This is a genomic window from Brevundimonas phoenicis (assembly GCF_047237745.1).
Taxonomy (GTDB): domain Bacteria; phylum Pseudomonadota; class Alphaproteobacteria; order Caulobacterales; family Caulobacteraceae; genus Brevundimonas.
This window is the reverse complement of sequence record NZ_JBDFLN010000001.1, coordinates 520,001-543,126: the sequence shown is the minus strand read 5'-3', so window position 1 is coordinate 543,126 and position 23,126 is coordinate 520,001. Positions and strand designations below refer to the sequence as shown.

The 23,126-nt window shown below is 63.3% G+C and carries 25 protein-coding genes, 1 tRNA gene, 2 rRNA genes and 1 pseudogene (1 of these 29 cut by a window edge); 12 read left to right on the top strand and 17 right to left on the bottom strand.

All coding sequences use genetic code 11. From position 1 onward, the window contains the following. The 5 genes from ABC419_RS02640 to ABC419_RS02620 form a co-directional block, all read right to left on the bottom strand. Nucleotides 1–1,173, bottom strand: coding sequence for an efflux RND transporter periplasmic adaptor subunit (locus tag ABC419_RS02640; RefSeq protein ID WP_412876449.1), 1,173 nt, complete (start codon nucleotides 1,171–1,173; stop codon nucleotides 1–3). After that, nucleotides 1,173–2,426 carry a TolC family protein gene (locus ABC419_RS02635; RefSeq protein WP_412876450.1) on the bottom strand — a complete coding sequence of 418 codons (1,254 nt, stop codon included), beginning with the start codon at nucleotides 2,424–2,426 and terminating at the stop codon, nucleotides 1,173–1,175. The genes ABC419_RS02640 and ABC419_RS02635 overlap by 1 nt, the downstream gene beginning before the upstream one ends. A gap of 57 nt (nucleotides 2,427–2,483) precedes the next feature. Then, nucleotides 2,484–2,825: a hypothetical protein gene (locus tag ABC419_RS02630; protein WP_125901889.1), complete on the bottom strand. Its 342-nt coding sequence runs from the start codon at nucleotides 2,823–2,825 to the stop codon at nucleotides 2,484–2,486. Nucleotides 2,826–3,371: 546 nt separating this feature from the next. Then, a complete protein-coding gene (locus ABC419_RS02625; protein WP_412876451.1) occupies nucleotides 3,372–4,727 on the bottom strand; it encodes a sensor histidine kinase in 1,356 nt (451 codons plus the stop codon). Next, nucleotides 4,724–5,431, bottom strand: coding sequence for a response regulator (locus ABC419_RS02620; protein WP_289648362.1), 708 nt, complete (start codon nucleotides 5,429–5,431; stop codon nucleotides 4,724–4,726). The genes ABC419_RS02625 and ABC419_RS02620 overlap by 4 nt, the downstream gene beginning before the upstream one ends. Before the next feature lie 138 nt (nucleotides 5,432–5,569). Here ABC419_RS02620 and ABC419_RS02615 point away from each other — a divergent pair, with 138 nt between their 5' ends. The 6 genes from ABC419_RS02615 (at nucleotide 5,570) to ABC419_RS02590 (ending at nucleotide 11,509) form a co-directional block, all read left to right on the top strand. Then, nucleotides 5,570–5,710 carry a hypothetical protein gene (locus tag ABC419_RS02615; RefSeq protein ID WP_412876452.1) on the top strand — a complete coding sequence of 47 codons (141 nt, stop codon included), beginning with the start codon at nucleotides 5,570–5,572 and terminating at the stop codon, nucleotides 5,708–5,710. 67 nt (nucleotides 5,711–5,777) lie between these two features. Beyond that, nucleotides 5,778–6,161, top strand: coding sequence for a hypothetical protein (locus tag ABC419_RS02610; protein ID WP_125901886.1), 384 nt, complete (start codon nucleotides 5,778–5,780; stop codon nucleotides 6,159–6,161). A 20-nt stretch (nucleotides 6,162–6,181) separates the two neighbouring features. After that, nucleotides 6,182–7,147, top strand: coding sequence for a hypothetical protein (locus ABC419_RS02605; protein WP_412876453.1), 966 nt, complete (start codon nucleotides 6,182–6,184; stop codon nucleotides 7,145–7,147). Next, nucleotides 7,144–8,442 (top strand): efflux RND transporter periplasmic adaptor subunit, encoded by a 1,299-nt coding sequence (locus tag ABC419_RS02600; RefSeq protein ID WP_412876454.1) that lies wholly within the window; start codon nucleotides 7,144–7,146, stop codon nucleotides 8,440–8,442. The genes ABC419_RS02605 and ABC419_RS02600 overlap by 4 nt, the downstream gene beginning before the upstream one ends. Beyond that, nucleotides 8,439–9,125: an ABC transporter ATP-binding protein gene (locus ABC419_RS02595; protein WP_412876455.1), complete on the top strand. Its 687-nt coding sequence runs from the start codon at nucleotides 8,439–8,441 to the stop codon at nucleotides 9,123–9,125. Before ABC419_RS02600 ends, ABC419_RS02595 begins: the two co-directional genes overlap by 4 nt. A 2-nt stretch (nucleotides 9,126–9,127) precedes the next feature. Beyond that, the gene (locus ABC419_RS02590) at nucleotides 9,128–11,509 is read left to right on the top strand and encodes an ABC transporter permease (protein ID WP_412876456.1); all 2,382 of its coding nucleotides are present in this window, start codon (nucleotides 9,128–9,130) and stop codon (nucleotides 11,507–11,509) included. Between the two features lie 108 nt (nucleotides 11,510–11,617). Here the strand turns inward: ABC419_RS02590 and ABC419_RS02585 are convergent, their stop codons facing one another. From ABC419_RS02585 to ABC419_RS02570, 4 genes and pseudogenes are all read right to left on the bottom strand, one after another. Continuing rightward, nucleotides 11,618–11,797: a hypothetical protein gene (locus ABC419_RS02585; RefSeq protein WP_412876457.1), complete on the bottom strand. Its 180-nt coding sequence runs from the start codon at nucleotides 11,795–11,797 to the stop codon at nucleotides 11,618–11,620. Beyond that, a complete protein-coding gene (locus ABC419_RS02580) occupies nucleotides 11,769–12,440 on the bottom strand; it encodes a MerR family transcriptional regulator (RefSeq protein ID WP_412876458.1) in 672 nt (223 codons plus the stop codon). Before ABC419_RS02580 ends, ABC419_RS02585 begins: the two co-directional genes overlap by 29 nt. Nucleotides 12,441–12,503: 63 nt before the next feature. Continuing rightward, nucleotides 12,504–13,181 carry a substrate binding domain-containing protein gene (locus tag ABC419_RS02575; RefSeq protein ID WP_412877979.1) on the bottom strand — a complete coding sequence of 226 codons (678 nt, stop codon included), beginning with the start codon at nucleotides 13,179–13,181 and terminating at the stop codon, nucleotides 12,504–12,506. 39 nt (nucleotides 13,182–13,220) lie between these two features. Next, nucleotides 13,221–13,394: pseudogene (locus tag ABC419_RS02570) on the bottom strand (LysR family transcriptional regulator); the annotation flags it as partial. A 112-nt stretch (nucleotides 13,395–13,506) separates the two neighbouring features. Here ABC419_RS02570 and ABC419_RS02565 point away from each other — a divergent pair. Then, on the top strand, nucleotides 13,507–15,411 hold the full coding sequence (locus tag ABC419_RS02565) for an MFS transporter (protein WP_412876459.1): 1,905 nt from the start codon (nucleotides 13,507–13,509) through the stop codon (nucleotides 15,409–15,411). Here ABC419_RS02565 and ABC419_RS02560 read toward each other — a convergent pair. Further along, on the bottom strand, nucleotides 15,341–15,670 hold the full coding sequence (locus ABC419_RS02560; protein WP_412876460.1) for an ArsR/SmtB family transcription factor: 330 nt from the start codon (nucleotides 15,668–15,670) through the stop codon (nucleotides 15,341–15,343). The genes ABC419_RS02565 and ABC419_RS02560 overlap by 71 nt on opposite strands. 52 nt (nucleotides 15,671–15,722) lie before the next feature. Here ABC419_RS02560 and ABC419_RS02555 point away from each other — a divergent pair, with 52 nt between their 5' ends. Together ABC419_RS02555 and ABC419_RS02550 are read left to right on the top strand one after the other, a co-directional pair. After that, a complete protein-coding gene (locus ABC419_RS02555; protein ID WP_412876461.1) occupies nucleotides 15,723–16,208 on the top strand; it encodes an SRPBCC domain-containing protein in 486 nt (161 codons plus the stop codon). 9 nt (nucleotides 16,209–16,217) lie between these two features. Beyond that, nucleotides 16,218–16,580 (top strand): hypothetical protein, encoded by a 363-nt coding sequence (locus ABC419_RS02550; RefSeq protein ID WP_412876462.1) that lies wholly within the window; start codon nucleotides 16,218–16,220, stop codon nucleotides 16,578–16,580. Nucleotides 16,581–16,631: 51 nt separating this feature from the next. Here the strand turns inward: ABC419_RS02550 and ABC419_RS02545 are convergent, their stop codons facing one another. From ABC419_RS02545 to ABC419_RS02530, 4 genes are all read right to left on the bottom strand, one after another. Beyond that, nucleotides 16,632–16,856, bottom strand: a complete 225-nt coding sequence (locus ABC419_RS02545) for a hypothetical protein (protein ID WP_412876463.1) — start codon at nucleotides 16,854–16,856, stop codon at nucleotides 16,632–16,634. Nucleotides 16,857–16,957: 101 nt separating this feature from the next. Then, the gene (locus ABC419_RS02540; RefSeq protein ID WP_412876464.1) at nucleotides 16,958–17,383 is read right to left on the bottom strand and encodes a winged helix DNA-binding protein; all 426 of its coding nucleotides are present in this window, start codon (nucleotides 17,381–17,383) and stop codon (nucleotides 16,958–16,960) included. Nucleotides 17,384–17,438: 55 nt separating this feature from the next. Continuing rightward, the gene (locus ABC419_RS02535; RefSeq protein WP_412876465.1) at nucleotides 17,439–17,996 is read right to left on the bottom strand and encodes a hypothetical protein; all 558 of its coding nucleotides are present in this window, start codon (nucleotides 17,994–17,996) and stop codon (nucleotides 17,439–17,441) included. A gap of 125 nt (nucleotides 17,997–18,121) precedes the next feature. Continuing rightward, entirely contained in the window at nucleotides 18,122–18,424 is a 303-nt protein-coding gene (locus ABC419_RS02530) for a DUF2834 domain-containing protein (RefSeq protein WP_200167843.1), read from the bottom strand. Nucleotides 18,425–18,854: 430 nt separating this feature from the next. Here ABC419_RS02530 and ABC419_RS02525 point away from each other — a divergent pair, with 430 nt between their 5' ends. Genes ABC419_RS02525 through ABC419_RS02515 form a run of 3 tightly spaced genes read left to right on the top strand, consistent with a single transcriptional unit; the run spans nucleotide 18,855 to nucleotide 20,233 of the window. Then, nucleotides 18,855–19,217 carry a hypothetical protein gene (locus ABC419_RS02525; RefSeq protein ID WP_412876466.1) on the top strand — a complete coding sequence of 121 codons (363 nt, stop codon included), beginning with the start codon at nucleotides 18,855–18,857 and terminating at the stop codon, nucleotides 19,215–19,217. A gap of 54 nt (nucleotides 19,218–19,271) precedes the next feature. Then, nucleotides 19,272–19,721 carry an HxlR-like winged helix-turn-helix transcriptional regulator gene (locus ABC419_RS02520; RefSeq protein ID WP_200167846.1) on the top strand — a complete coding sequence of 150 codons (450 nt, stop codon included), beginning with the start codon at nucleotides 19,272–19,274 and terminating at the stop codon, nucleotides 19,719–19,721. 11 nt (nucleotides 19,722–19,732) lie between these two features. Then, a complete protein-coding gene (locus ABC419_RS02515) occupies nucleotides 19,733–20,233 on the top strand; it encodes a thioredoxin family protein (protein WP_412876467.1) in 501 nt (166 codons plus the stop codon). A gap of 192 nt (nucleotides 20,234–20,425) precedes the next feature. On the opposite strand, the gene ABC419_RS02510 is transcribed toward ABC419_RS02515, so the two are convergent. The 3 genes from ABC419_RS02510 to ABC419_RS02500 all read right to left on the bottom strand — a co-directional run. Continuing rightward, nucleotides 20,426–20,502: transfer RNA gene (locus ABC419_RS02510), tRNA-Met, on the bottom strand. Nucleotides 20,503–20,558: 56 nt separating this feature from the next. Further along, nucleotides 20,559–20,673 (bottom strand): 5S ribosomal RNA (gene rrf, locus ABC419_RS02505). 75 nt (nucleotides 20,674–20,748) lie between these two features. Next, nucleotides 20,749–23,126 (bottom strand): 23S ribosomal RNA (locus ABC419_RS02500) (it continues 403 nt past the right edge of the window).

Genomic DNA, 23,126 nt, shown 5'->3' with positions numbered 1-23,126 from the left:
TTAGTGGCCGTGCTCGGCTTCGCCCTTGGCCAGTTCGGCCTTGAGCAGGAAGGCGTTGGCCGAGGCGACTTTCTCGTTTCCGGTCAGGCCGCGCAGGATCTCGGTGGAGCCTCCGGCCTGACGCCCCGCCAGCACCGGCTGGGCGCGGAAGCCGCCGTCCGCCTGGACGAAGACCACCGTGGCGCCGTCGACGGTCTGCACCGCCTCGGACGGCACGGTCAGGGCGCCGCCGGACTGGCCTTCGGTGACGACGGCGCCGGTGACGGGCGATCCGGCGGGCGGCAGGCGGCCGCCCTCGGGCCGGGCGCGGATCACGGTCGCGCCGCTGTCCTGCAACCCGGCGTCGGCGGCGACGCCCGTGACCAGGGCGTTGAACTCGCCCTGCGGACCGGTAACGCGGACGTGCGAGCCGAGGCGCACCTCGGCCGCCAGTGGCGGCGGGGCGTTGAAGACCAGTTCGACCCGCGCCGGATTGGTCACCTCGGCCACCACCGCGCCCTGGGCGACGAAGCCGCCGGGTCCGACCTGGACGTTGGTCACGACGCCGGAGATGGGGCTGACGACGCTCATCCGGCCCGAGGCGTTGGGCGAACCCGCCGCCGTCGCCCGCGCCCGCGCGGCGCGGGCCATAGCCTCGGCGCTGGCGGCCTGGGCCTGCGAGGCCTCGACTTCCTGACGGGCGACGACGCCTTGATCGGCCAGGTTGCGGTTGCGCTGATGCGCCTGACGCGCGGCGGTCGCGGCGGCCGAGGCCGCATCGATCTCGGCCCTGAGGGCGGCGCCGTCGCCGCTGACCAGGCTGACCAGCGGCTGGCCCGCGCGGACCGCTTGACCCGGCGCGACCAGCACCCGCTCGACCGTGCCGCCGACCACGGCGCCGACAGCGGCGCGCGCGTCGACCATGGCCTCGACCCGGCCGGACAGGCGCGTCTCGCCGCCCCCGCCGCGCGAGACGGCGACGACCGAGATGCCCGCCGCCTGAAGCTGTTCGGCGGTCAGTTCGACCACGCCCTCGGGCGCTTCGGCGGCTTCGCCTTCCGCCTCGGTCTCCGCCTTCTCGGCGACGGGCGGATCGGATCGGCTAAGCGTCAGGGCCAGCATCCCGCCGCCGAGCAGGACGACGGCGGCGGCGCCCGCGATCAGGACTTTCTTGTTCGATGACGGCTTACGCATCAGCGGCTTCCTTCAAAGGGGGCGCGGCCTTCCAGGCGCGCCAGATCGATTTCGGCGCGGACGCGCGCCATGCGGGCGTCGACGGCGGCGGATCGGGCGTTGATCAGGGCCGCGCGTCCGGTGCGCAGCTCCAGTTGCGAGATGCGCCCGGCCTCGGCGCCGATGCGCGACAGGCGATAGGCCTCCTCGGCCGAGGTCACGCCCGCATCGGCGGCCGACACCCGGCTGGCCGAAGACGCCAGACGCGCGCCCGCGGCGGCCCGGTCGGCTCCGGCGTCCTGACGCGCCTGCATGACGCGCGCTTCGGCGGCCCGGTGCTCGGCGCGCGCGGCGTCGATGTTTCCCCGGTTCCGGTCGAACAGCGGCAAGGGCAGGCTGAGGCCGAAGGTCATGGCCGTCTGATCGTTCTCGCCGAAGCGGGTCACGCCGACGCTGGCGGTGACGTCAGGGCGGCCGTTGATGCGCTCGACGTCGATGCGGCGCTCGGCCGCCGTGGCCTCGGCCTCGGCCACCCGCACCGTCGGCGCGTCGCGTTCGGACCGCGCGGACGGCGTTGTCGGCGCATCCAGCAGCCCGGCCTCGATCGAGGTGGCGGGCGTCGGCAGCATGGCGACGGCGCTCAGGCGGGTGAAGGCGGCGTCGCGCTCGGCCTTGGCTTCATCGAGGCTCGCGCGGGCGGCGGCGGCCTCGCTTTCGGCCTGGATGCCGCGCAGCAGGGGTTCGCGCCCTTCCTCGACCAGGGCCAGGGCCGCGCGGGCGTCCGCCACGGCCAGGGTCAGCGCTTCCTCGGCCAGGGCGGCGCGGCGCTGGGCCGCCTCGGCCTCGGCGTAGATCAGGGCCAATCGCCCGGCCGTGTCGACCACGGTCAGGTCGCGGCGCAACGCCGCCGCACCGGCATCGGCGCGGGCGGCGTTCACCCTTGCGGGGCGGCGGCCCCACAACTCCAGATTCTGGCTGAACGCCAGGCTGAGATCGCCCGCGCTGAGACCGGAATAGGGACCGGACCCGATCACGTTCTCGAGGTCGATGGACAGGTTGGGATTGGGCCGAACGCGGGCCTGACGGACTCGCGCCTCGGCGGCGTCGCTCAGGGCGTCCGCTTCGACGGCAGCCGGCGTCTGGCCGAGTTGCTTCAGCAGAACGGCGTAGGACGGCGCCGGATCAGCCCAGACGGGGCCGGCGAGGAGGGCCGCAAGCGCGGCCAGCGCCCAGCCGGCCGCAGAGCGCGGCGGCAGGCGAAATGGGGGATGCATGGTTTACTTTCCCAGAAAATCTGACACGAGACGCGCGACAGGGCGCGCGGGATCCCGTCAGGTTCTGGGCGGGCGCTTCAGGCCATCGAGCGAGACGGACGCCAACGTCTGGTCAGGCTCGAGCAAACGACGCAGACCGCCGAAATCGGCCGCCGTCTCGACAGAAACGTCCGTCGGCGCCTTCACGCCATGATGGCAATGGCCGTGACTGCAGGCTCCGTGCGCAGCGCCAGCGTCGTCCTGATGCGTATCGCCCGTCTCCACAACCGCGACGACATGAGACGGATCAAACTCGACTGCGCACGTCGCCGCATCCGCCACCGGCGCCAAGACGCACAGGGACAGGAGCATCGCGACGAACGCGAGAAACCATCGAGATCGGGCGAACCGACGAGCCATTCAGCCCATCTAGCATCCGCCAACCCAATTACAACGTTACGGAGTAACAATACATCAAAAATCACCAAAACGATAAGTTATAACACGCAAGCAAACACATGTTCTCGAAATCAACAAGTATCTGAAATCCAATTCACGCCACCAACTCTCATTCAAGTACGCCGGAAGCAAAAACATGCACAGCGCTCGACTTCCCAAAAGAAAATGCGCCCAAACCAGACAGCCTGTCATTGCCCCGAGCGTTGATCCCGCCGAACCGCACAAGGTCGCCCGGCCGCGCACGACGACATCATCTTCGAGCTAAGATCGTTACGGCCCTGCCAAACAAGGCGGTCCGCGTTACGCCTTCATGTCGGCACGAGGGTGACGTGACGCCCGCGCGTAACCTTCACACGCGCGACGAGGCCAATGACGCAATTCGCATGAAACCCTCAAACGACCGATGCGCCCTCGTCCCGACGCCGATTGCCGATATGGCATTCGCAACCGACCTGCCGTTCCTTCAATGCCGCAGGTCACAACCGCTATTGCCTATATCGAAGCGCTTCATCCGCGGCCAAGAGGCAGATGGATCGAGACAATGAGACCATGCGGCTTCGCATTTGATAAGGAAATCCACCCGCCGTGCCGCTCCACCACCGCTTTGGCCAAGGCTAACCCCAGCCCGACGCCGCCTGTCTCGGCGCTCCTTGATCGCTCGATCCGAACAAAGGGCTCCAGCACATCAGTGAGTTGATCGTCCGGCATCCCCGGCCCTGCATCCCGGACGACGAGGCGCGCTTGCGTGCCGGTCTGATCAAGATGGACATGAACGGGACCAGGCCCGCCAAATTTTGCTGCGTTGGAAAACACATTGTCCAGCAGGCGAGAGAGATCGAGGGGATCTCCTGAAAAGATCAGAACCTCGGGCGAGTGCACGACAATCGTACAGTTCGGCTGACGATCGGCCGCTTGCCGCACAAGCCCCGCCAGATCCAGCGTCTCGAAGCTCTTTGAGGCCGGCCGCGCTGCGAACTGCAGCAACTGGTCGATCATCGCCTGCATCCTAAGAATCTCCGGCCCCATCACCCGCTTCAGGCCAGGACCGGCGCCCTCCAGTCTCAACTTCAAACTGGTCAACGGCGTCCGCAGGTCATGGGCAATGGCGAAGAGCATCTGGGTCCGCTGCTCAAGATTGGCGTTCAGACGCTCCTGCATGGCGCGCAGGGCCGTTGCAGCGGTCCGGATTTCGGTCGGGCCCCCGATAGGCAAGGACGGCGCATTGGGTCCGGAATCGATCGCCTCAGCCGCTGCGGCGAGTTTGCGCAGAGGGCGGGTGAAGATACGCGCCAACCAGAGCGTGGGGATCGCCAGGATGGTCGCCGCCGCCAGGAAGGCCAGACCGAGCTTCATATGCCAGACTGAAAGATAGGACGACGTCGGCGCAACGACGACCCACTCTGAACCACGCCTCACGGCCGCCTGGAACGGCGGGAATGTAATGTCGCTTGTCGCAACAAGTTCGGCGACCGAGGGCGGAGGGGCGCCGGCCATCAGGGTTCCTGGCGGAAGATTGAGGATAGTGAGATTTGTGCCGGAGCCTCGGCTTTCGTCGGACTTCATCGTCACCCGCACATCGGCAAGGTCCAGATCAAGGGCATGGGCCAGACCCTCAGCGATGATCGGCGCGGGCTGCGCAGTGGTCTGCGGCGCGACCGCAGGCATGGACATCGTCCGGATCGCCAACTCTGCGCCCCCCTGTCCGGTCTTCACCGCCTGGGCGACATCCCGCACCCGCATGGAGGCCTGTGGAGGCGGGGGCATGATGACTGTTACGAACAGTCCGACGCCCAGGGTTGTCAGCACGCAGACAAGCGCCAACCCGAAAACCTGACCCGTAATCGAACGCAGCCAGACGATCACAAGCCTTCCCGTTCAGGCTTCAGGCGGTAGCCTTCACCTCGAATGGTCTCGATTAGCGGCGTCACGCCATGATCGCCGAGCAACCGCCTTAACCGGCTGACAGCAAGATCAATAGAGCGATCAAAGACATCAGCCTCGCCTCCCCGCGTCAATGTGATCAATTGGTCGCGGCTTAACAAGCGGCCGGGGCGATCCAGAAACACCTTCAACAGCGCGCCCTGTCCCGACGACAGAACAACGCTGCTGTCATCGGGGCGCGTCAGACGACGGCTATCCCCGTCATACCGCCAGCCGAGATAGAGGCGTGTCCGCGACATCGCGCTGATCGTATCTGAGGATGGACGGCGCAGCAGAGCACGAACCCTCGCCAGCAATTCCCGGGGTTCAAACGGCTTGGGAAGATAGTCCAGCGCCCCAAGTTCCAGCCCCACCACCCGATCAGCGGAATCACCCAGAGCGCTGAGCATGAGAATGGGGATGCCGCGATCACTGAGACGGCGGCAGATCGATAGCCCGTCCTCGCCTGGCATCATCACATCCAGGACAACCAGATTCACCGGCTCGGACGCCAGGTGTTGGTCCATCTGCACTCCGTCAGCGGCGACGCCGACACGGAAACCGAAGCCGGAAAGATAATCGGATATCCCCGAGCGGATGCCGGCGTCGTCATCGACGACGAGGATTCTCGCGTCACTAAACGTCATCCTATCTTGTCCCCCGTGAATGTATCGCGATTGTGTCCATCGACCCGCAAGGCATCACGGATCAGACAACCTCAAGATACACACTTGCGACAACTTTCTCCCGCCGAAGTTGGTTCGGCCATCTGGGAGGAAAACACCATGAAAACGCTTCGCACCATCGCCGCCATCACCGTCCTAGCCGGCGCTTGCTTCAGTTTCGCCGCCCCCTCCATGGCGGAAATCCGTAACGGAGAAGTCGTGCGGATCATCGTCTATCCGGACGGCACCACCGTCTATTGATGAGACGGCGCGCCGACGATGTCGGCGTGCCACATCACCCCAATCCGCAAATCTGGAGCCTTGCGACATGTTCGCCTCGATCATCGCTTCCGTCGCTCTTGCTCTCGCAACACCGCCCAACTTCCAGGATGCATCGCGGGACATCTCAGCCAAGCATGAGCAAGCGCCTCTTGCCGGCCGCTGGACGGGCGTCATGGGGCTGGGCGACACTGAGCATCCCATCAATCTATGGTTCGACCCTGACGAACGCGCAGGCCGTTTTCAAATCATCGGTCTCACCTCGGACCGAAATCCGATCCAGAGCGTGACGCGCCGCGGCGATATCGTGACCTTCACCTTGCCATCAAACCCGGTTCACGAATTTCGGGGCACGATCAACGGCGCACGTCTAACCGGAACCGTGCGCATCGGCGGATCAAGCAATCGCTTTTCTGTCCAGCGCGTCCGCTAAGCATGAATCGAAGCCTCGGCATGGTGTCTCTTGCGGCCGCAATACTGGTGAGCGACCCCGCGACGCCGGCCGAGCCGACAAGCAGGCTCGCTCCCATTCCCTCTCCCGTGTCGATTGATCTCGACGACGCCGTCTGGTTCTCGACGGGGGAAGATTATCTTGTCACCCCAACTGCGATCGATGCTGATGAGATCGCGCAAGCCATGATCACTGCGCGCCATTGTTTCAGCCGGCGCTTCAATGCGGCGGCTCCGCCCGGCGCGGTCATGACCACCGGCGCGGTAGGGCTGTTCGAAGCCCTCCCTGAAGATCGGCGCGGCTGGGTGCTGCCCTGGAATTTCGATCGATCCGGGGCGTCGCGCGAGGCCAGGAGTCATGAGCAGTCCAAAGCCGAAGCCGCATCTTCGATCCAACATGAGTTGGGCCATCTGTTCCTACTGCACGCTCTGCTTCCAAACGTGAACAAGCCTCAGTACGGCGGCGACGCGCCCGATTGGTTGGATGAAGCCGCCGGCGTCGCTCTGGAATCCCCTTCGTCTCGCGCAGATCGCCGTCGACGCTTCGCCGCGCTCGTCGACGACGGGCGGTTGACCCCGTTCAGCACCTTCGTTTCGCAAGCCCACCCCGTGTTCGCCAGCCAGCGACTGCAGGCCGAGGTGGCGAGCGCCCGAGCCGCATCTCCTGATCAACCGATCGTGCTGGAGTTCACTCTGGCTGAGCTTGGCCTCACATCGACGTCGGCTGACGATTTCTACGCACAGACGAGCGCCGTTATCGATTTCCTGGACAGCCTGGAAAAACCCGACGCTCTGGGCTTGATCGCCAGAGACATCCAACAAAGCGGCGCCCCCCTCGGGTGGATCGCTCGACTGGGCGCCGATGTCGGCATGGCGACCTCGGAGGACTGGGACAGACGCTTCGAGGCGTGGTCCAGCGACGCCGACGACGCTCCCTCCCCGAATGATTGCCGAAGCAGCCCATTATGAGTCTACCCTTTCCCACCTCACCAGTCTCCGGAATGGATGAGCCCCTCTCAGGGCGTGAGAAGCGTTGGCGACGCTGGCGGCGTTTATCCATCTTCGCCGTTCCCAGCGCGGTCCTGCTAGCGGCGCTTGTCTATCTGTCCCTCCAGCGCGCCGGCGATCTCTCCGTTTCCGCCGCCAGCGTGCGCACAGCCGAGGTTGAAACCCGCCAGATCACCGAGGCGGCCGCTTTCGTCGGCCGCGTCGTACCCATGGATTTGGTTCAACTCACAGCCCCAGAGACCGGTCGCATCGCCACAATCCACCTCCGATCCGGCGATACGGTCCAAGCGGGAGCCCCGATCGTTACCCTGTCCAATCCGGAACGTGAACTGGCCATCAGCGACCGATTGGCGCGGATACAGGCGGAGATGTTCACGACCTCCACGGCGCAGACCGGCCTGTCAGATGCCGGGAACCAGGATCGGCGCGCCTATCTCGAAGCCGCCCACCTGCGTGACGAGGCTGCGGAGCGGCTGAGACGTCAGGAAGTCCTGCTGGAGCGTGATCTGGTCAACGAGGCCTACGTCGCGCCCCAACGAGAGCAATTGCAATTCCGCACACGGGTAGCCGAGGAGCTGCGCGTGGTAATGGAGCGCAACGGCCCCTCGCGACGCAGCCAGGAATCGGCCGCCAGCGCCTATCTCGCCCAGCTACGGGAAAATCAGGCGGCGACCCTTGGGCAACTGGACGGCTTCGTTGTGCGCGCGCCCGTCGCCGGACGCGTGCTCGGCCTGGACCTCCAGACTGGCGAAGCCGTCTCGGCGGGCGATCCGCTCGCCCAGGTCGATCCGGGCAAGGGAGTTCTCATCGTAGCCCAGCTCGACGCCTTCTACGTTTCACGAGTTCGCAAAGGTCAACCAGGATCGATCGAGATCAGCGGTCGGGTCGTGCCTCTTGAGGTGGCCCATGTCTCGCCGGACATTCGAGACGGCGGCTTTCGTGTCGAACTGGCGCTACGCGAGAACGTCCAGCTGAACCCTGGCCAATCCCTGCAAGGACGCATTGATCTCGCGGCGTCCGGCGCCTTTCCCAGCATACCGGCCGGGCCCTTCCTCGAGCAGACGTCGGGTTCATGGATATTTGTCATCGACGCCGATGGGCGCACCGCCCGACGTCGCGACATTCGCACAGGCATCCGCGCGCCCGACCGCGTGGCCGTCATCTCCGGCCTGAAGACCGGCGAGCGGGTCATCATATCTAGCTACCGCGACTTCGGCGACGCCAAGGTCATTGACCTGACGGGAGAAACGCCATGAGCGAATTGATCCGTTTCGAAAAGGTCTCGAAGGCCTATACATCTACCGACATTCGCACCCATGCGCTTCGCGATGTCGACTTCAGCATTTCGGCTGGCGAGTTCGTTTCCGTGTCTGGCCCTTCCGGCTGTGGAAAATCGACCCTCATGAACCTGCTGGGACTGCTGGACTTCCCAGACAGCGGCACGGTCACGGCGTTCGGCTCGACCTTCACCCATCATGACGAAGCCCAGTTGACTCGACTGCGACGCGGCAACATCGGCTTCATATTCCAAGCCTTCAACCTAATCGAAGACCTCACCATTCTCCAGAACGTCGAAATGCCGCTCCACTATGTGGATCGATCAGCGGGCGACCGACGCTCACGCGCGACAGATCTGCTCGAGCAAGTCGGCCTCGGCGGTCGCTTGTCTCACCACCCCTCTCAGCTATCGGGCGGCCAACAGCAGCGCGTCGCTATCGCCCGCGCCCTCGCGGCCAAACCGAAACTGATTGTGGCAGATGAGCCGACCGGCAATCTCGACAGTCAGAACAGCCTCGCCATCATGGAGTTGCTCGAGCAACTGACCGACACCGGGGCCGGCGTAGTGATCGTCACTCACGCCCCAGAGCTGGCCGAGCGGGCTCAGCGGCGCATCAGCATGAAAGACGGTCAGGTCATCGGCCTGGATAGGCGTCCCTAGAAATGAGAAGCCCCTCGCCGCTTCGCCTGCTTACACTCGCGGCCCTGGCCGTAGCCTTCACCGCCTTCAGCCTTGTGGCCGCCGCCGTCCAGCACGAGCGTCGATACAACGCAAGTTTCGACCCCGCGAACGAAGTGTATCAGATTTACACCCGTGTCGGTCGGAGCGGTCAGGACGCCGTCGCCATGGCCTCCGGGCTTTCAGACCTGGCCCCTGCCCTGACCGCGAGCGAACAGCGCCTGGTGGTCGCTCGGGTTGCTCGCGACAACGACCCGCGTCCGATCGAAATCGACGGGAAGACCTACTGGGTCGCCATCACCGAAGCAGATCCGAGCATCGTCGATGTCTTTAATCTGGGCGAAGACGCCTCTGCGTTCCAGCGCGCCCTCGCCCGCCCGGATGGGCTGATCATAACCCGCAGCCTCGCGAGAGAGCTGTTTGGCGCCGATCACCCAGGCCAGACAGTGATGATCGGCAGCCAGGGCTATTCGGTCGTCGCCGTCATTGACGATCTCGACCGCAACTCCAGCTTCTCGAGTGATCGCGCTTTCATCTCGAGCAGGGGAGCGGCCAGCTCCCTGCGGTTGTCCGACGCCGTCACTGCCGGCCTGACCTTTTCGATCGGCGGGGCGACGACTTTCGTCCGGGCGAGCGACCCCGATCAGATTCCACGGATCGCCGCCATCGCCAATCGCCACGCCACGGCCGCCATCGGCCGCTTCGTCGCCGCCAACCCTGGCGCCGGCGGCGTCGGCCTGCAGGTGTCGCATCACCTTGTACCCCTTCGGGATCTTGAACAGGCGGTCGCCCTGGGCGCCAATCCCGACGGCTCGCGGCTGGACCAAGGATCACTCTTCCTGCTGGTCGCCGTCGCCCTGGTGATCGTACTGGTCGCCAGCCTCAATGCAGCCAGCCTCAACCTGTCGCAAACCCTGGTTGGCGCCCCGGCCATCGCCGTACGCCGCGCATTCGGAGCGGGTCGGTCCCACATCGCCAGGGGCGTCATCGGACAGGCCGTGATCTCGGGTTTGGCCGCAGGCCTGATCGGTCTGGCGGCCGCCTTTCTGCTTTCCGACGCCTTCGGAACCCTGATCAATCGTCCTTTGCCGCGCTGGCCCGACCTGACAACGCTGGCGGCGGTGCTGGCGGCGGGCTGCGGATCCGGGCTGATCGCAGGCGGATACGCCGCCTGGATCACGACACGCATGCGGCCTCGCGAAGTTCTAGGCGCACGCGACGTCAGTCTGCCCGGAATGAAATGGATCCGCTCCTCTCTCGTCGCGACCCAGATCGCCGGTAGCGCGGCCACGCTGATCTTCGCGGTCGCCGTCAGCTTGCAACTGGCTCATCTTGCAAGCGCCACACTCGGTTTCACTCCCGACGGTCTCAGCGCCTATCGGCTTCCCGAAACGCTTGCAGCCGAAGACCCTCGTCGAAACTCTCTGCTCGCTCAGTCCCGCGCCGTCTTGGGCGCATCACACGTAGCCTTCGCCGGCGTTCTGCCGACGGAAGGAGCAGTATCGCAGCGGATCGTCATTATGGATGGCCGGTCGGTCGAAATCGCCACCGCCAGTTGGCTTCCCAATTCTCTGGAAATGCTGGGAGCCTCGCTGATCGCCGGCGCCCCCCCGAAAAACCTGGAAGACGCCCAAGCCGGCCGGGACGCACGCAACCAATCTGCGGCCATCAGCGAAACCACGGCGCGACGCCTCGGTTTCCAGGCGCCCTCAGATGCGATCGGCGCCCTTTTGTCCACCGACCGCCCTGGCGTCACCTGGAGCGTGTCGGCGGTTGTGGCCGACCTGCCCATGGGGCGCATTCGAGGCGGAAACGCCGCGGTCGCCTTTGTGCACGACGGGGGGCCTGCAGGTTTTCTGATCGCGCCGGCGGAGGCTGTTCAAGTCTTGGACCCCATCATCTCCACAGCCTTCCCAAGCGCCCCCGTGGACCGCATCTCCCTACGCGATCAGGTCAATATCGCCTTCGCCGATCTCATTCGACTCCGGGGGCTGATCCTAGCCTTCGCCGCCGTGCTCACCGCGACAGCGGCGGTAGGCGTGCTGGCCATGACCCTCGATCGGGCGAGGCAGATGCGCAAGGAAGCGGCTGTGCGGCGCGCATTCGGCGCTCAGACCTCGGACATTGGCCGGTTACTCGCGCGCCGCATCCTCATGCCCGTCGGCGCAGGGTTTATCCTTGGAGCGGCTGCAGGCGTCATCGGTACGCAATGGTGGCTGTCCGCCTATCCCGACAAAGTCAGTTTCGCGCCGCCATCGATTCTGGCGGCGACGGCCGTCCTGAGCCTTGCCTCAGTCCTTGCAGCGGTCACCGAAATCTGGCGATTGTCCGTGGCTCGACCGGTGAACGCCCTCCGCGACGACTAACCCCCACCTGACGCTCCGACTTCTGAGACGCCACAGCGGAACACCGCCATATCGCCAGCGATCAGGAAAGCAGGTCACGGCTCGAGCCCGCCATAGCCGTCGGCCAGTTCATCCATGACCTGGATGAGGTCGTCGCCGCGCCCGATAGCCGCGACGCGCCAAGATATGCTCGCGTTCAGCCCAGCTTCGCATCGCAGTGCATATATAATCCGCAAAGCCTGGCTCTACGGCTTCGTATCTCAGCTTGAAGTCCGGGTGCTCATAGTTGTCGGCCAGCGCGGCGTACATGCCGGGCGAAAGCGCTCGCCCCCAACTTGAAGCGACCCAAGCATGGTGGCGCCTTCGGGGAATCCAGCGACGGAGCCTGGGGCGACGCGCCGCGTCGCAGGGCGTCCGCCAAGCCTTCTTCGATTGCGGCCAGTTCCCGCATATGGGCTTCGCGCTCGTCGCGGGTCATGTCCTTGGCCCGCTTGCGGCTATGGGCGATCAGCGCCTCGGTTTCGGGCCCGTATTTGTCCGTCAGCCAAGCCTCATACTCAGCCTGCTTTTCGGGCGAAACAAATCCCGCATACAGGTTCGCGTCCTTCATGGCGCGTTCTCCTTTGAGTCGAGAGATCGTGCGGTCGATCGTTCTCACCATTTCGGCATAGCGCGCGGCCTGTTCTTGCAGCCTGCCTCTCTGCTTCCGCAAAGCTTCCAGACGATCAAAACCAGATGCATCCAGAATGGCCCCTACCTCAGCCAACGGGATTCCCAGCTCGCGATGAATGAGGATCTGCTGCAATCGCAGAAGCTCGTCTTCGCTGTAGTAGCGATAGCCGTTCGCCCCGATGAAGGCGGGTTTCAGCAGACCGATCGCGTCATAGTGGTGCAGGGCGCGCACCGACACGCCCGCCATTCTCGCCACCGCATTGACCGTATAGGCCTTCATCTCGCCATGCCTCCGCAATTGGCGGTTTGCGCCCTCACGCCACGTCAGGGTCAAGACGGCGCGTCACGCCGCCATTTGCTCCGCGAGGAAGTCGACGACCGCGCGAACGGAAGGCAGCTGCCCCCTGCGATGAGGCATGAGAAGCGTCGTCGTCGCCCCCTTCATTTCCCACAGCGGCAAAAGACGCACCAAGCCGCCGCTTTCAATGTGGGGACGGACCAGGCGATGAGGCAGGCTTGCCACGGTCATGCCCGCCAGCGCCGCCTTCACGATCAGGACTGGGTCGTCCGCAAAAAGCTTCACAGCGGGCTGAACGCTCACAACCGCGCCTTCCGGCCCCAGCAAGGTCCAGGTGAATGGGGCGGCCGACGTCTCCGGCGCGACGCAGGCGTGCGCGGCCAGCGCCTCGGGCCGCGCCGGATTTCCATGCTCGGCCAGATAGGACGGCGACGCCACGAGGTAGTTGGGAGCATAGCCGAGCCGGCGCTGGACCAGATCCGAGTTCGGAAGCACGCCCCGATGAACGCGGATCGCGACATCGATCCCTTCCTGAACAAGATCGACATATCGGCTGGTGACGACGACCCCGACCTGAATTTTCGGATAGCGGCGCGCCAGCTCCGGCAACAGATCGGCGAGATTCGTCTGAACCGTCGTGGACGACGCCGAGATGCGAACCAGGCCCTGCGGTTCCGACAGCCGACGCCGTACGGCGTCGCCGGCGGCCTCGGCTTCCAGCAAGGCGGCTTTCGCATGGCGAAAGAAGCTCTCGCCGACGTCCGTCAGGGCGACCTGTCGCGTGGTGCGGTGAAGCAGTCGCGCCCCTAGATCAATCTCAAGTTCAGCCACGCGCTTGCTGAGCGTCGATTTTGGGACGCCCAAAGATCTGGACGCCGCCGCAAATCCCCGGCTTTCCACCACATGAACAAAGAAGAAGAGGTCGTTCAGCTTCACGTTTCCTCACTGTCCATATTTATAGACAATCAGTCCATATTCCAGAGACTACCGCGATATTGGCCTGGCAATCATTCCTGATGCACGCGCAAAAACGAGAAAGCGACGTTGCATGCCCCCTCTCTCCATCGTTTTCAGACAGAGACGTCGGAACGCCTCCGCCCCGGCGCGCAACGGCGCCCTGACCGCCCTGGTCGGCGCCAGCTGCCTCACCGCCATGGCGGCGACGGCGATCACGCCCGCCCTGCCCGGCATGGCGGAAGCCTTCGCCGACACGCCCAACGGGGCGTTTCTGGTCAAGATCGCGCTGACGCTTCCGGCGCTGATCATCGCGTTGCTGGCGCCTTTCATCGGGGCGCTGGTCGACCGACTCGGCGCCGGCGGGATCCTGGTCGTTTCCGCCCTGACCTTCGCCATCTCTGGCTCCGTCGGCCTCTACGCGCCCGACCTCGCTACGCTCCTCGTCTCCCGTGCGGCGCTCGGAGCGGCCATCGCCGGCATGAGCACCGCCAGCCTCACCCTGGTCGGCGCGCTCTACGCCAATGAGCAACGACAGCGCGTCATCGGCCTGCAAGGCTCGGCCGCGTCTTTCGGAGGCATGCTCTTCCTGCTTCTGGGCGGCCTGCTCGCCGCCTGGGGATGGCGGCTGCCGTTCGCCGTCTATCTGTTGGCCCTGGCGCTGATCCCCATAGCGCTGCGGCATCTGCCCCGCTCGTCGTCGCCCGTCGCCGCGTCGCTCTCAGGCGAACAAGCCGAGACGACCCGATGGCGGCCGCTGATTCTCGCCTATGCCTCAGCCTTCCTGGGCATGGCGTTGTTCTACGTCATCCCGGTGCAGTTGCCCTTCCACCTGGCGTCGAACGGCGCGGTCGATCCCCGGCTGGCGGGATACGCCCTGTCCCTGTGCACCTTTTCCGGCGGCGTAACCGCGGCGTTCTACAGCAGGATCCGCAGTCGCCACGCGCCGTCCGCCATCATCGCGGCGGCCTTTGCGGCGATCGCTGCGGGCCAGATGTGCGCGGCTTTCGGCGACTATCAGCTGGTTCTGCTGGGCATGGCGATCGCCGGCTGTTCGGCCGGCCTCCTTCTGCCCACGGTCAGCGGCCTCGTGCTCGCCTCGGCCCCGGGCGCACAGGCGCGGACGCTTCACAGGTGTCGCCGCCGCCAGCCTCTTCCTAGGCCAGTTCATTTCTCCGCTCAGCGCCGAAGCCGCCGAACATCTGGCGGGAAACATATTCGTCGGCGTGTCGCTGGCGGCCGCCGCGACCTGCCTCGCCGTCGTCGCCTCAAGCCTGTTCATCTCATCCGCTCGCCCGCGCCGATGATCAGAACCCCGGAAGGACGCCTCGCCATGAAACCGTTTCGCCTCGGCCTCATCATCAGCACCACGCGCACCGGCCGTTTCGCCGACAAGCCGACGCAATGGCTTCTGCGTCGTCTGGCAGATCGCCCCGAATTCGCAGCCGAAACGATCGATCTGAGGGACTATCCCATGTCTCTCTTCGATGAAGCCGCCGCCCCCGCCTATTCGCCGCCGCAATGCGTCCATGCGCGACGTTGGGCGGACAGGGTCGGCGAGATGGACGCCTTCATCTTCCTCACGGCCGAGTACAATCGCAGCATTCCCGCCGCGCTGAAGAACGCGCTCGACCACGCCTATGTTCAGTTCAACCGCAAGCCCGCCGCCTTCCTCGGCTATGGCGGCGTGGGCGCCGCACGCGCCATCGAGCACCTGAGACTGATCTGCATCGAGCTGCAGCTCGCGCCCCTGCGCTCAGCCGTCCATGTCGGCATGGAGGCTTATCTGGACATCGCCGCGGGCCGACGAGGGTTCGAGGATTTCGACCACCTGAACACCTCAGCGACGGCCCTGTTCGACGAACTCGCATGGTGGACGGCGGCGCTGGGCGTCGCGCGGGCGGAACTGCAGGATCAGCCCGATCCTTTCAGGCCCGCCCCTCCAGATCGCCTTTCAGTCGGTCAATCAGAGACAGGGCGTGTCCGGCGTATTCGCTGATCCAGCGGTCATGGATGCGCTTGATCGGCAGGGCGTCGAGATGGTTCCAGCGCTCGCGCCCTTCCCTTCGCGCCACCACCAGACCGGCGCCTTCGAGCACCTTCAGATGCTGCATCACCGTGCAGCGGTCCATGTCGTCGAAACGCTCGCACAGCCCGCCGGTCGTGACGGGACCATCCTTCAGGCAGTCCAGCATCTGTCGACGACGAGAGTGAGCCAACGCCTTGAAAACACGATCATCTTCCATCTCGTTTGACATGTTATTTTTTTATAACATAAACTGACCTCCTGCAAGCACGAAGGGTTCGGACATGTCCTTGGGTTTCACGGTTTCGGGGCGCATCGCCAAGCCGCCTCACGAGGTGTTCGACGCAGTGGTCAACCCGACCAAGCTGAGCGGCTATTTCACCACTCTGGGCGGCGCCGGCGCGCCGTTGACGCCAGGAGCCGTCGTCATCTGGTGGGGCTCCGTTGCCGTAGACGTCGAGGAGATCACGCCCGACCAGCGCATCGTGCTGCGCTGGGATGCGGAAACGGCTGACGGACAGCCCGCCTTCAAGACCCGTATCGTGATGGATTTCGAGCCTCTGGACGACGGCTCGACCTTCGTCACCATCGCGGAGTCTGGATGGGCCGACGACGCGGCGGGGAAGAAGGCCTCCTTCGCCAACTGCGAAGGCTGGACAGCCATGCTGTCGGCGATGAAGGCCTGGCTCGAACACGGGATCAACCTGCGCGAGGGCTTCTATCCCTCAGAGATGCGCGGCGTCCTGCCCACCAGCAACAACCGCAAGTGAGGACCACGCATGACCATCAAGATCGAGGGCGGCGTCAACATCGCCATGAAGGCGCCGAGCCACCAGCATCAGGCCGTCGTCGCCTTCTATCGCGACGTCGTCGGGCTGGAGAGCATCCCCGAAAAGGCGCCGGCGGTCGGCTTCAAGCTCGGCCCGAACCAGCTCTGGATCGACGAGTCGCAGACCCTGACCCAGGCCGAGGTCTGGCTCGAACTGTTCGCTCCGGACCACCGCGCCGCCCTGCGACGGCTGGAGGACGGCGGCGCCGTACGCTGCGACCCGATCGAACCGCTGGGCGAAGCGTTTCGCGGCGGCTGGATCATGAACCCCGCCAACATCGTGCACATGGTCCGCGAACCCGACGCCTGGTGATCGAAACAGGAATCTGACGCAGGACGCCGCCACCCGTGCGAGCCACATGATCTATCGCTCGATCACTGGAGAGCCGCCTTTGGCATAGCGGCTGTTCGGGGCCTCATTCTCCACCCTGTCGAACACAGTCGGGCACGCTACGAGCAGCATGTCGTCGTGGGCGAAACACCGTCCGATCAGACTGTCGTCCGGGGCGGGGTTAACCCGGATGGCCAGGTCGAAGCCTTCCTCGACCAGTTCGACCTCGAAGACCGGATCGCGGGATATGGACGACATCGGGACGAGCGGCCCAGAAGCCACCCGCGATCATCAAGGGCGCCGGATGCAGAAGCAACGACGCCGCCCCGGCCGGAACCAAAGGCCCACGCAAGGCCGCTTCAATCCTTCTTGTAAGCGTCCTGCGGACCGACCATTCGATCCAGAAACGGCTTAGCCGTCAGGGCGGCGACAGCCTCGCGTAGGACGGGCTCCAGCTCAAAGGACAGATCCTCGTCCAGCGACGCGGCGGCGCGCGCTGTCGCCGCCCAGCAGCGCTCAAGGTCCGGCGTCATAGCCAGGGCGCGCGGCGTCAGGCCGACCAGGCGTTCACGACGATCGCCCCCCATTTCGATTTGAACCAGATCCTCCCGGGTCATCTGCGCGATCGTCTGGCTCGCTGCGGAGTGAGTGACGCAGGCCAGGTTCGCAACATCCTTGATGCTCAAAGCGCCCTCCCTGAGGAGCGCCCGGAATATCGGCGTGTATCGCGGACGAAAGTTCAGGCCGGCCCGGCGGTAGGCCGTCTCGACGTCGCCGTCGAGCAATTCGAGGAGACGCCGCAATTGGGCGCCGAGAGTGATGCTGTTAGCCATGTTCGACTCAATATATTAGCGCTGTCACATTATCAACACAACCGGGCACGCCGCCTGACCGCCCCAACAAGAACAAAAGAATATCGCCTCGTCGAACCCTGACGGCTTTCTGCACCGCCTTGCTGCTCCTGTCGCCGGTCGCAGCGCAAGCACAAGACCACAGCGCACAGACCGAAGCCTCGCGCGCCTGCGTCGCGGCGCCTTCAGCACGGTTGAATATCTGGAACGGTTCTTCTCCGCGCTTCAGTCCGGCCGTCTCGTCAAACCGGAAACAGCCCGCCTGCTTCAGCAGAAATAGATCGTGTCGGGCCCCGCCCGCGGAAACCTTCCAGACCTGGGTTACGGCTTCTGCTTCAGTACCGGCAGCTTCGAGGAGCATCCCTGGTTTGGCCACAGCGGCGGCACGCTCGGGGTCAATTCCGAAGCGGTCGCCTTCCCTCGGTATGACGCCGTCGTGGTCGTGGTCGGGGCCGTGCTCGCGAACCGCGACCCGCCCATGGCCGCCGAACTCCTTAGGATCGAACTCACAGACCTGTCCGGGCCTGCGACCGCGCTGAGCCCGCAACACTCGGTTCCCGCAACAGCATCACCAGTCCGCGCGGCGTGATTGGAAATGGATGAAAGAGCCTGCGCTCGGCTGACTCTCCAGGTAAGCGGCCCAACCCATCCGTACAGAACCAAGCGCGGCTTTCAGTCTCGCTCTCGCAAATAGAGGTAGAGCGGCAGCGCCAGCGACAGCCCCACGAAGGCGCTAGCGGGAAGCACCAGCCACCATCGCGCCACCCCTTGCTTGGCGGCGTCTCGCCATGACCACGTCAAGAACACCAGGATGGAAATCAGCACATCGGCCGAAAAGCCGCCTGCCGCTCCATTCACAAACAACGAGCGCAGAAAGAGCGGAACATCAATTCCGTTCAACGCAAAGAAAGATCCAAACAGCGCCCAGGGAATGATCGTCCCGATCAGCGCCATCAGCAAATAGAAGGTCTTCATTTTCAGCCCCTCTCAGCTTCCGCTACCCCAAACAGCCCTTTGAGCTGAGATCGTAATCTCATGCGCCACCTCCTTTGAAGCCCTCAAAGATGAAGCCCCGCCAACTGATCGTAAATGGAGGCCTGCTCACCTGTTGGCTCCACACGCGGCGTCAGGCCTCGTCAGGTCATCCGACGTCGGGAAGCTTCAGAACGGATCGTCCCGGCGGCATGGCTCGGGCCTGTCGCTCAAAGAATGGGGGCGATGAGATCGAAAGCAACCTGATCGACCTCGACGCCGCGTCGTATAGCCCCCTCGCTAAGCGCATCGTTCAACAGCGCGATCATGTCCCCGCACCTGACGCCTGCGCTGACGTTGCGCATTTCCTCCGCTCAACGGATCAGATAGTCATCGACCGGCGCTCGCTCACTCGAAAATCGGAGAGCCGATTTTGACATATGCCGTCGTGGCGTCGATTTTTGATATCGGTTTCGGTCTCTTTCACTTGATGTTCTGGCGGCTGTTCGGCTGGCCCTCGACGCTTGCGTCATCCGGCACGATCAACATCGCCGTCACTCAAACGCTCAATGTGATGCTGACCTATTGCTTCTTCGCCTATGGCGCCGCTCTGTTCTGGTTGAGAGCAGACGAGAACATGGGCGTGCTGGCCTTGGCGGGCGCGGGCTTCTGGTTGCTCAGGGCCGTCCTGCAACCCGTCCTGTTTTCCGCCAGGAACCGCGTGTCCATCGTGTTGACCATAGCCTTCCTTGTCGGCGCCGCCTTGCACGCGACGGCGGGCCTGGCTCATCCATAAGCTCGCGCCGCCAGGCGCACAGCGCGTTCACGCCTCGGTCCGTCAGGAGCCGTCTTGGGCGCATTGAAGCGACTCATTCCCGACATCAGCGAGAAAATACTGATCCAGCAATTGCGCGAGATGGAGGCCGACAGCCTGGCCCGCCCGCTGCGCCCTGGAGAGAGGCTGCCTGAAGCTTCGCCGGCGCAGCGACGAAGATATGCTTCAGACGCCCGGCAGGACGCGCCGCATCCACGGCGTGGCACTCTGCGAATAGTCCTTATGCCCACGCATAAATGGACGTTTTTGCAGGTACAGGGCCAAACGAGGCGCCGGAAGCCATACAAGCCAAAAACCAGCCCCGCGGCGGGTTCCAACATCTGGCCGTTGCCGCCTAAGACAGGCGGCGCCAGCAGGCGCTGTCAGCTTGACCGGGCGCCGAATTCGTGGCGAAGCGTGGTTCGGCGCCGGGGACATCGCATGGATGATCATCGCTGGTCGCGCCGTCCATGGGAGATCGCCTAGTGAAACAATTTATGCTGATCGTCTCTGCGGCGCTCGCCGTGACGGCCTGCGCTTCTGCACCCCCGCCCGCGCCTGTGCTCGTGGCGGCGACGAAGCCGGAGGCCCGCTCCTATCATGTGAGCGACGATGCATCGGCCGACGTGGATCTCGCGCTGGCGCGCGCCAGGCAATCAGGAAAGCGGGTTCTACTGGTGATGGGCGCCAACTGGTGCAGCGATAGCCGCGCGCTTGCCGGTTGGCTGGAGACCAGCCGTTTCGCCAATCTCATCGAACGCAAATACGAACTGGTCTTTGTGAACATCGGGATGCCGCGTAGCGGTGACGGCCACAATCTGCGCATCGCGCGTCGTTTCGGGCTGCCGGAGTTACCCGGCCTGCCGAACGTCCTGGTGCTTACGAACGACGGAGTTCTGGTGAACCCCACGACAGCAACCAGTTGGCGAAATGCCGAAAGCCGGACAGGCGATGCGATCTACGATGAGTTGTCGAGTCTGGCGGATCTTCCCGCCTGAGCCGACCAGACCCATCAACACGGCGACGACTTCCTATTCTCGAGCACTGGTCCTGCGCTCATTCCACCGAAACATGCTGATAGACGATCTACGTCTGCGGCTCGAGCAGCCAGTCCTCTTTCCAGAGCAAGGCCCGCAGTGTCCCAGACAGCAGAAAGCCCCGTGGCGTATGCCATCGGGGCTTTGTAAGCTTGGGTGCGGGAGTAGGATTTGAACCTACGACCTTCAGGTTATGAGCCTGACGAGCTACCGGGCTGCTCCATCCCGCGGCAAGGCGGTGAGTAAAGGAAGAAGGATCGAGAAGTCATTCATGTGTGTCGGGTAGACCCGGCGGCGACCTACTCTCCCGCGCCTTAAGACGAAGTACCATCGGCTCTGGAGGTCTTAACGACCGAGTTCGGAATGGGATCGGGTGGGGAACCTCCGACAGAGCCACCAGGTCAACCCGACACACATGAATGAGAAGATATTGTCTATGATTTCGACAAGTAAGATCGAATGAGTTTTGCTGAGAAACGATCAAGCCGATCGGATTATTAGTACCAGTAAGCTTCACACGTCACCGCGCTTCCACACCTGGCCTATCAACGTGGTAGTCTTCCACGATCCTCAGCGAAGCCTTGTTTTGAGGTTAGTTTCCCGCTTAGATGCTTTCAGCGGTTATCTATTCCATACTTAGCTACCCTGCTGCACGGCTGGCGCCATGACAGGTCCACCAGAGGTATGTCCATCCCGGTCCTCTCGTACTAGGGACAGATCCTCTCAAGCTTCGAACACCCACGGCAGATAGGGACCAAACTGTCTCACGACGTTCTGAACCCAGCTCACGTACCACTTTAAATGGCGAACAGCCATACCCTTGGGACCTGCTCCAGCCCCAGGATGTGATGAGCCGACATCGAGGTGCCAAACTTTGCCGTCGATATGGACTCTTGGGCAAAATCAGCCTGTTATCCCTAGAGTACCTTTTATCCGTTGAGCGATGGCCCTTCCACGCGGGACCACCGGATCACTATGGCCGACTTTCGTCTCTGCTCGACTTGTCAGTCTCGCAGTCAGGCTAGCTTATGCCATTGCACTCGACGACCGATTTCCGACCGGTCTGAGCTAACCATCGCGCGCCTCCGTTACACTTTGGGAGGCGACCGCCCCAGTCAAACTACCCACCACGCCATGTCCCGGGACCGGATAACGGCCCTCGGTTAGACGTCAACGACAGTAAGGGTGGTATTTCAAGGATGGCTCCACCAGAGCTGGCGCCCCGGCTTCATAGCCTCCCACCTATCCTACACATACGGTCGCTAACGCCAAGGCGAAGCTATAGTAAAGGTTCATAGGGTCTTTCCGTCTGACCGCGGGAACCCCGCATCTTCACGGGGAATTCAATTTCACTGAGCCTGTGCTGGAGACAGTGGGGAAGTCGTTACGCCATTCGTGCAGGTCGGAACTTACCCGACAAGGAATTTCGCTACCTTAGGACCGTTATAGTTACGGCCGCCGTTTACCTGGGCTTCAGTTCGGAGCTTTCACTCCTCCCTTTAACCTTCAGGCACCGGGCAGGCGTCAGACCCTATACGTCGCATTGATGCTTCGCAGAGCCCTATGTTTTTGCTAAACAGTCGCTACCCCCTGGCTTGTGCCACTCAGTCCTGGTTGCCCAGGGTGAGTCACGCTTATTCCGAAGTTACGCGTGCAATTTGCCGAGTTCCTTCAGCACAGTTCTCTCAAGCGCCTTGGTATGCTCTACCTGACCACCTGTGTCGGTTTCGGGTACGGTCTCTGCTAGAGTTATTTCCAGGGACAACGCCACCGCCGGGAACAATCCAATAAGCCCCGACGACTTATGCCATCCGTCACTTCTAGCTGGTGCAGGAATATTTACCTGCTTCCCATCGACTACGCTTTTCAGCCTCGCCTTAGGGGCCGACTAACCCTGCGCAGATTAGCTTTACGCAGGAACCCTTGGTCTTTCGGCGACAGTGTTTCTCACACTGTTTATCGTTACTCATGTCAGCATTCTCACTTCCGATACCTCCAGCCAACCTCACAGTTGACCTTCACAGGCTTACGGAACGCTCCGCTACCGCTTGCAGTAAACTGCAAACCCATATCTTCGGCGCATGGCTTTAGCCCCGTTACATTTTCCGCGCAGGATCGCTTGATCAGTGAGCTGTTACGCTTTCTTTAAAGGATGGCTGCTTCTAAGCCAACCTCCTGATTGTCAAAGCAATCCCACATCGTTTCCCACTTAGCCATGACTTGGGGGCCTTAGATGATGGTTAGGGTTGTTTCCCTTTTCACGACGGACGTTAGCACCCGCCGTGTGTCTGCCCGATAGTACTCCTGGGTATTCGGAGTTTGGTTAGTATTGGTACCGCTCGCGCAGCCCGCAACCATCCAGTGCTCTACCCCCCAGGGTATTCGTCGGACGCTCTACCTAAATAGATTTCGCGGAGAACCAGCTATGTCCAGGTTTGATTGGCCTTTCACCCCTATCCACAAGTCATCCCAGAATTTTTCAACATTCACGGGTTCGGACCTCCAGTAAGTGTTACCTTACCTTCATCCTGCTCATGGATAGATCACCTGGTTTCGGGTCGTCATACGTCGAACTTAGCGCCCTATTCAGACTCGCTTTCGCTGCGCCTACACCTAACGGCTTAAGCTTGCTCGACACATGAAGTCGCTGACCCATTATACAAAAGGTACGCCGTCACCGCGCTTGGCGGCTCCGACTGCTTGTAGGCTTCCGATTTCAGGATCTGTTTCACTCCCCTTGTCGGGGTGCTTTTCACCTTTCCCTCACGGTACTTGTTCACTATCGGTCGTAGAGGAGTACTTAGGCTTGGAGGGTGGTCCCCCCATGTTCAGACAGGATTTCACGTGTCCCGCC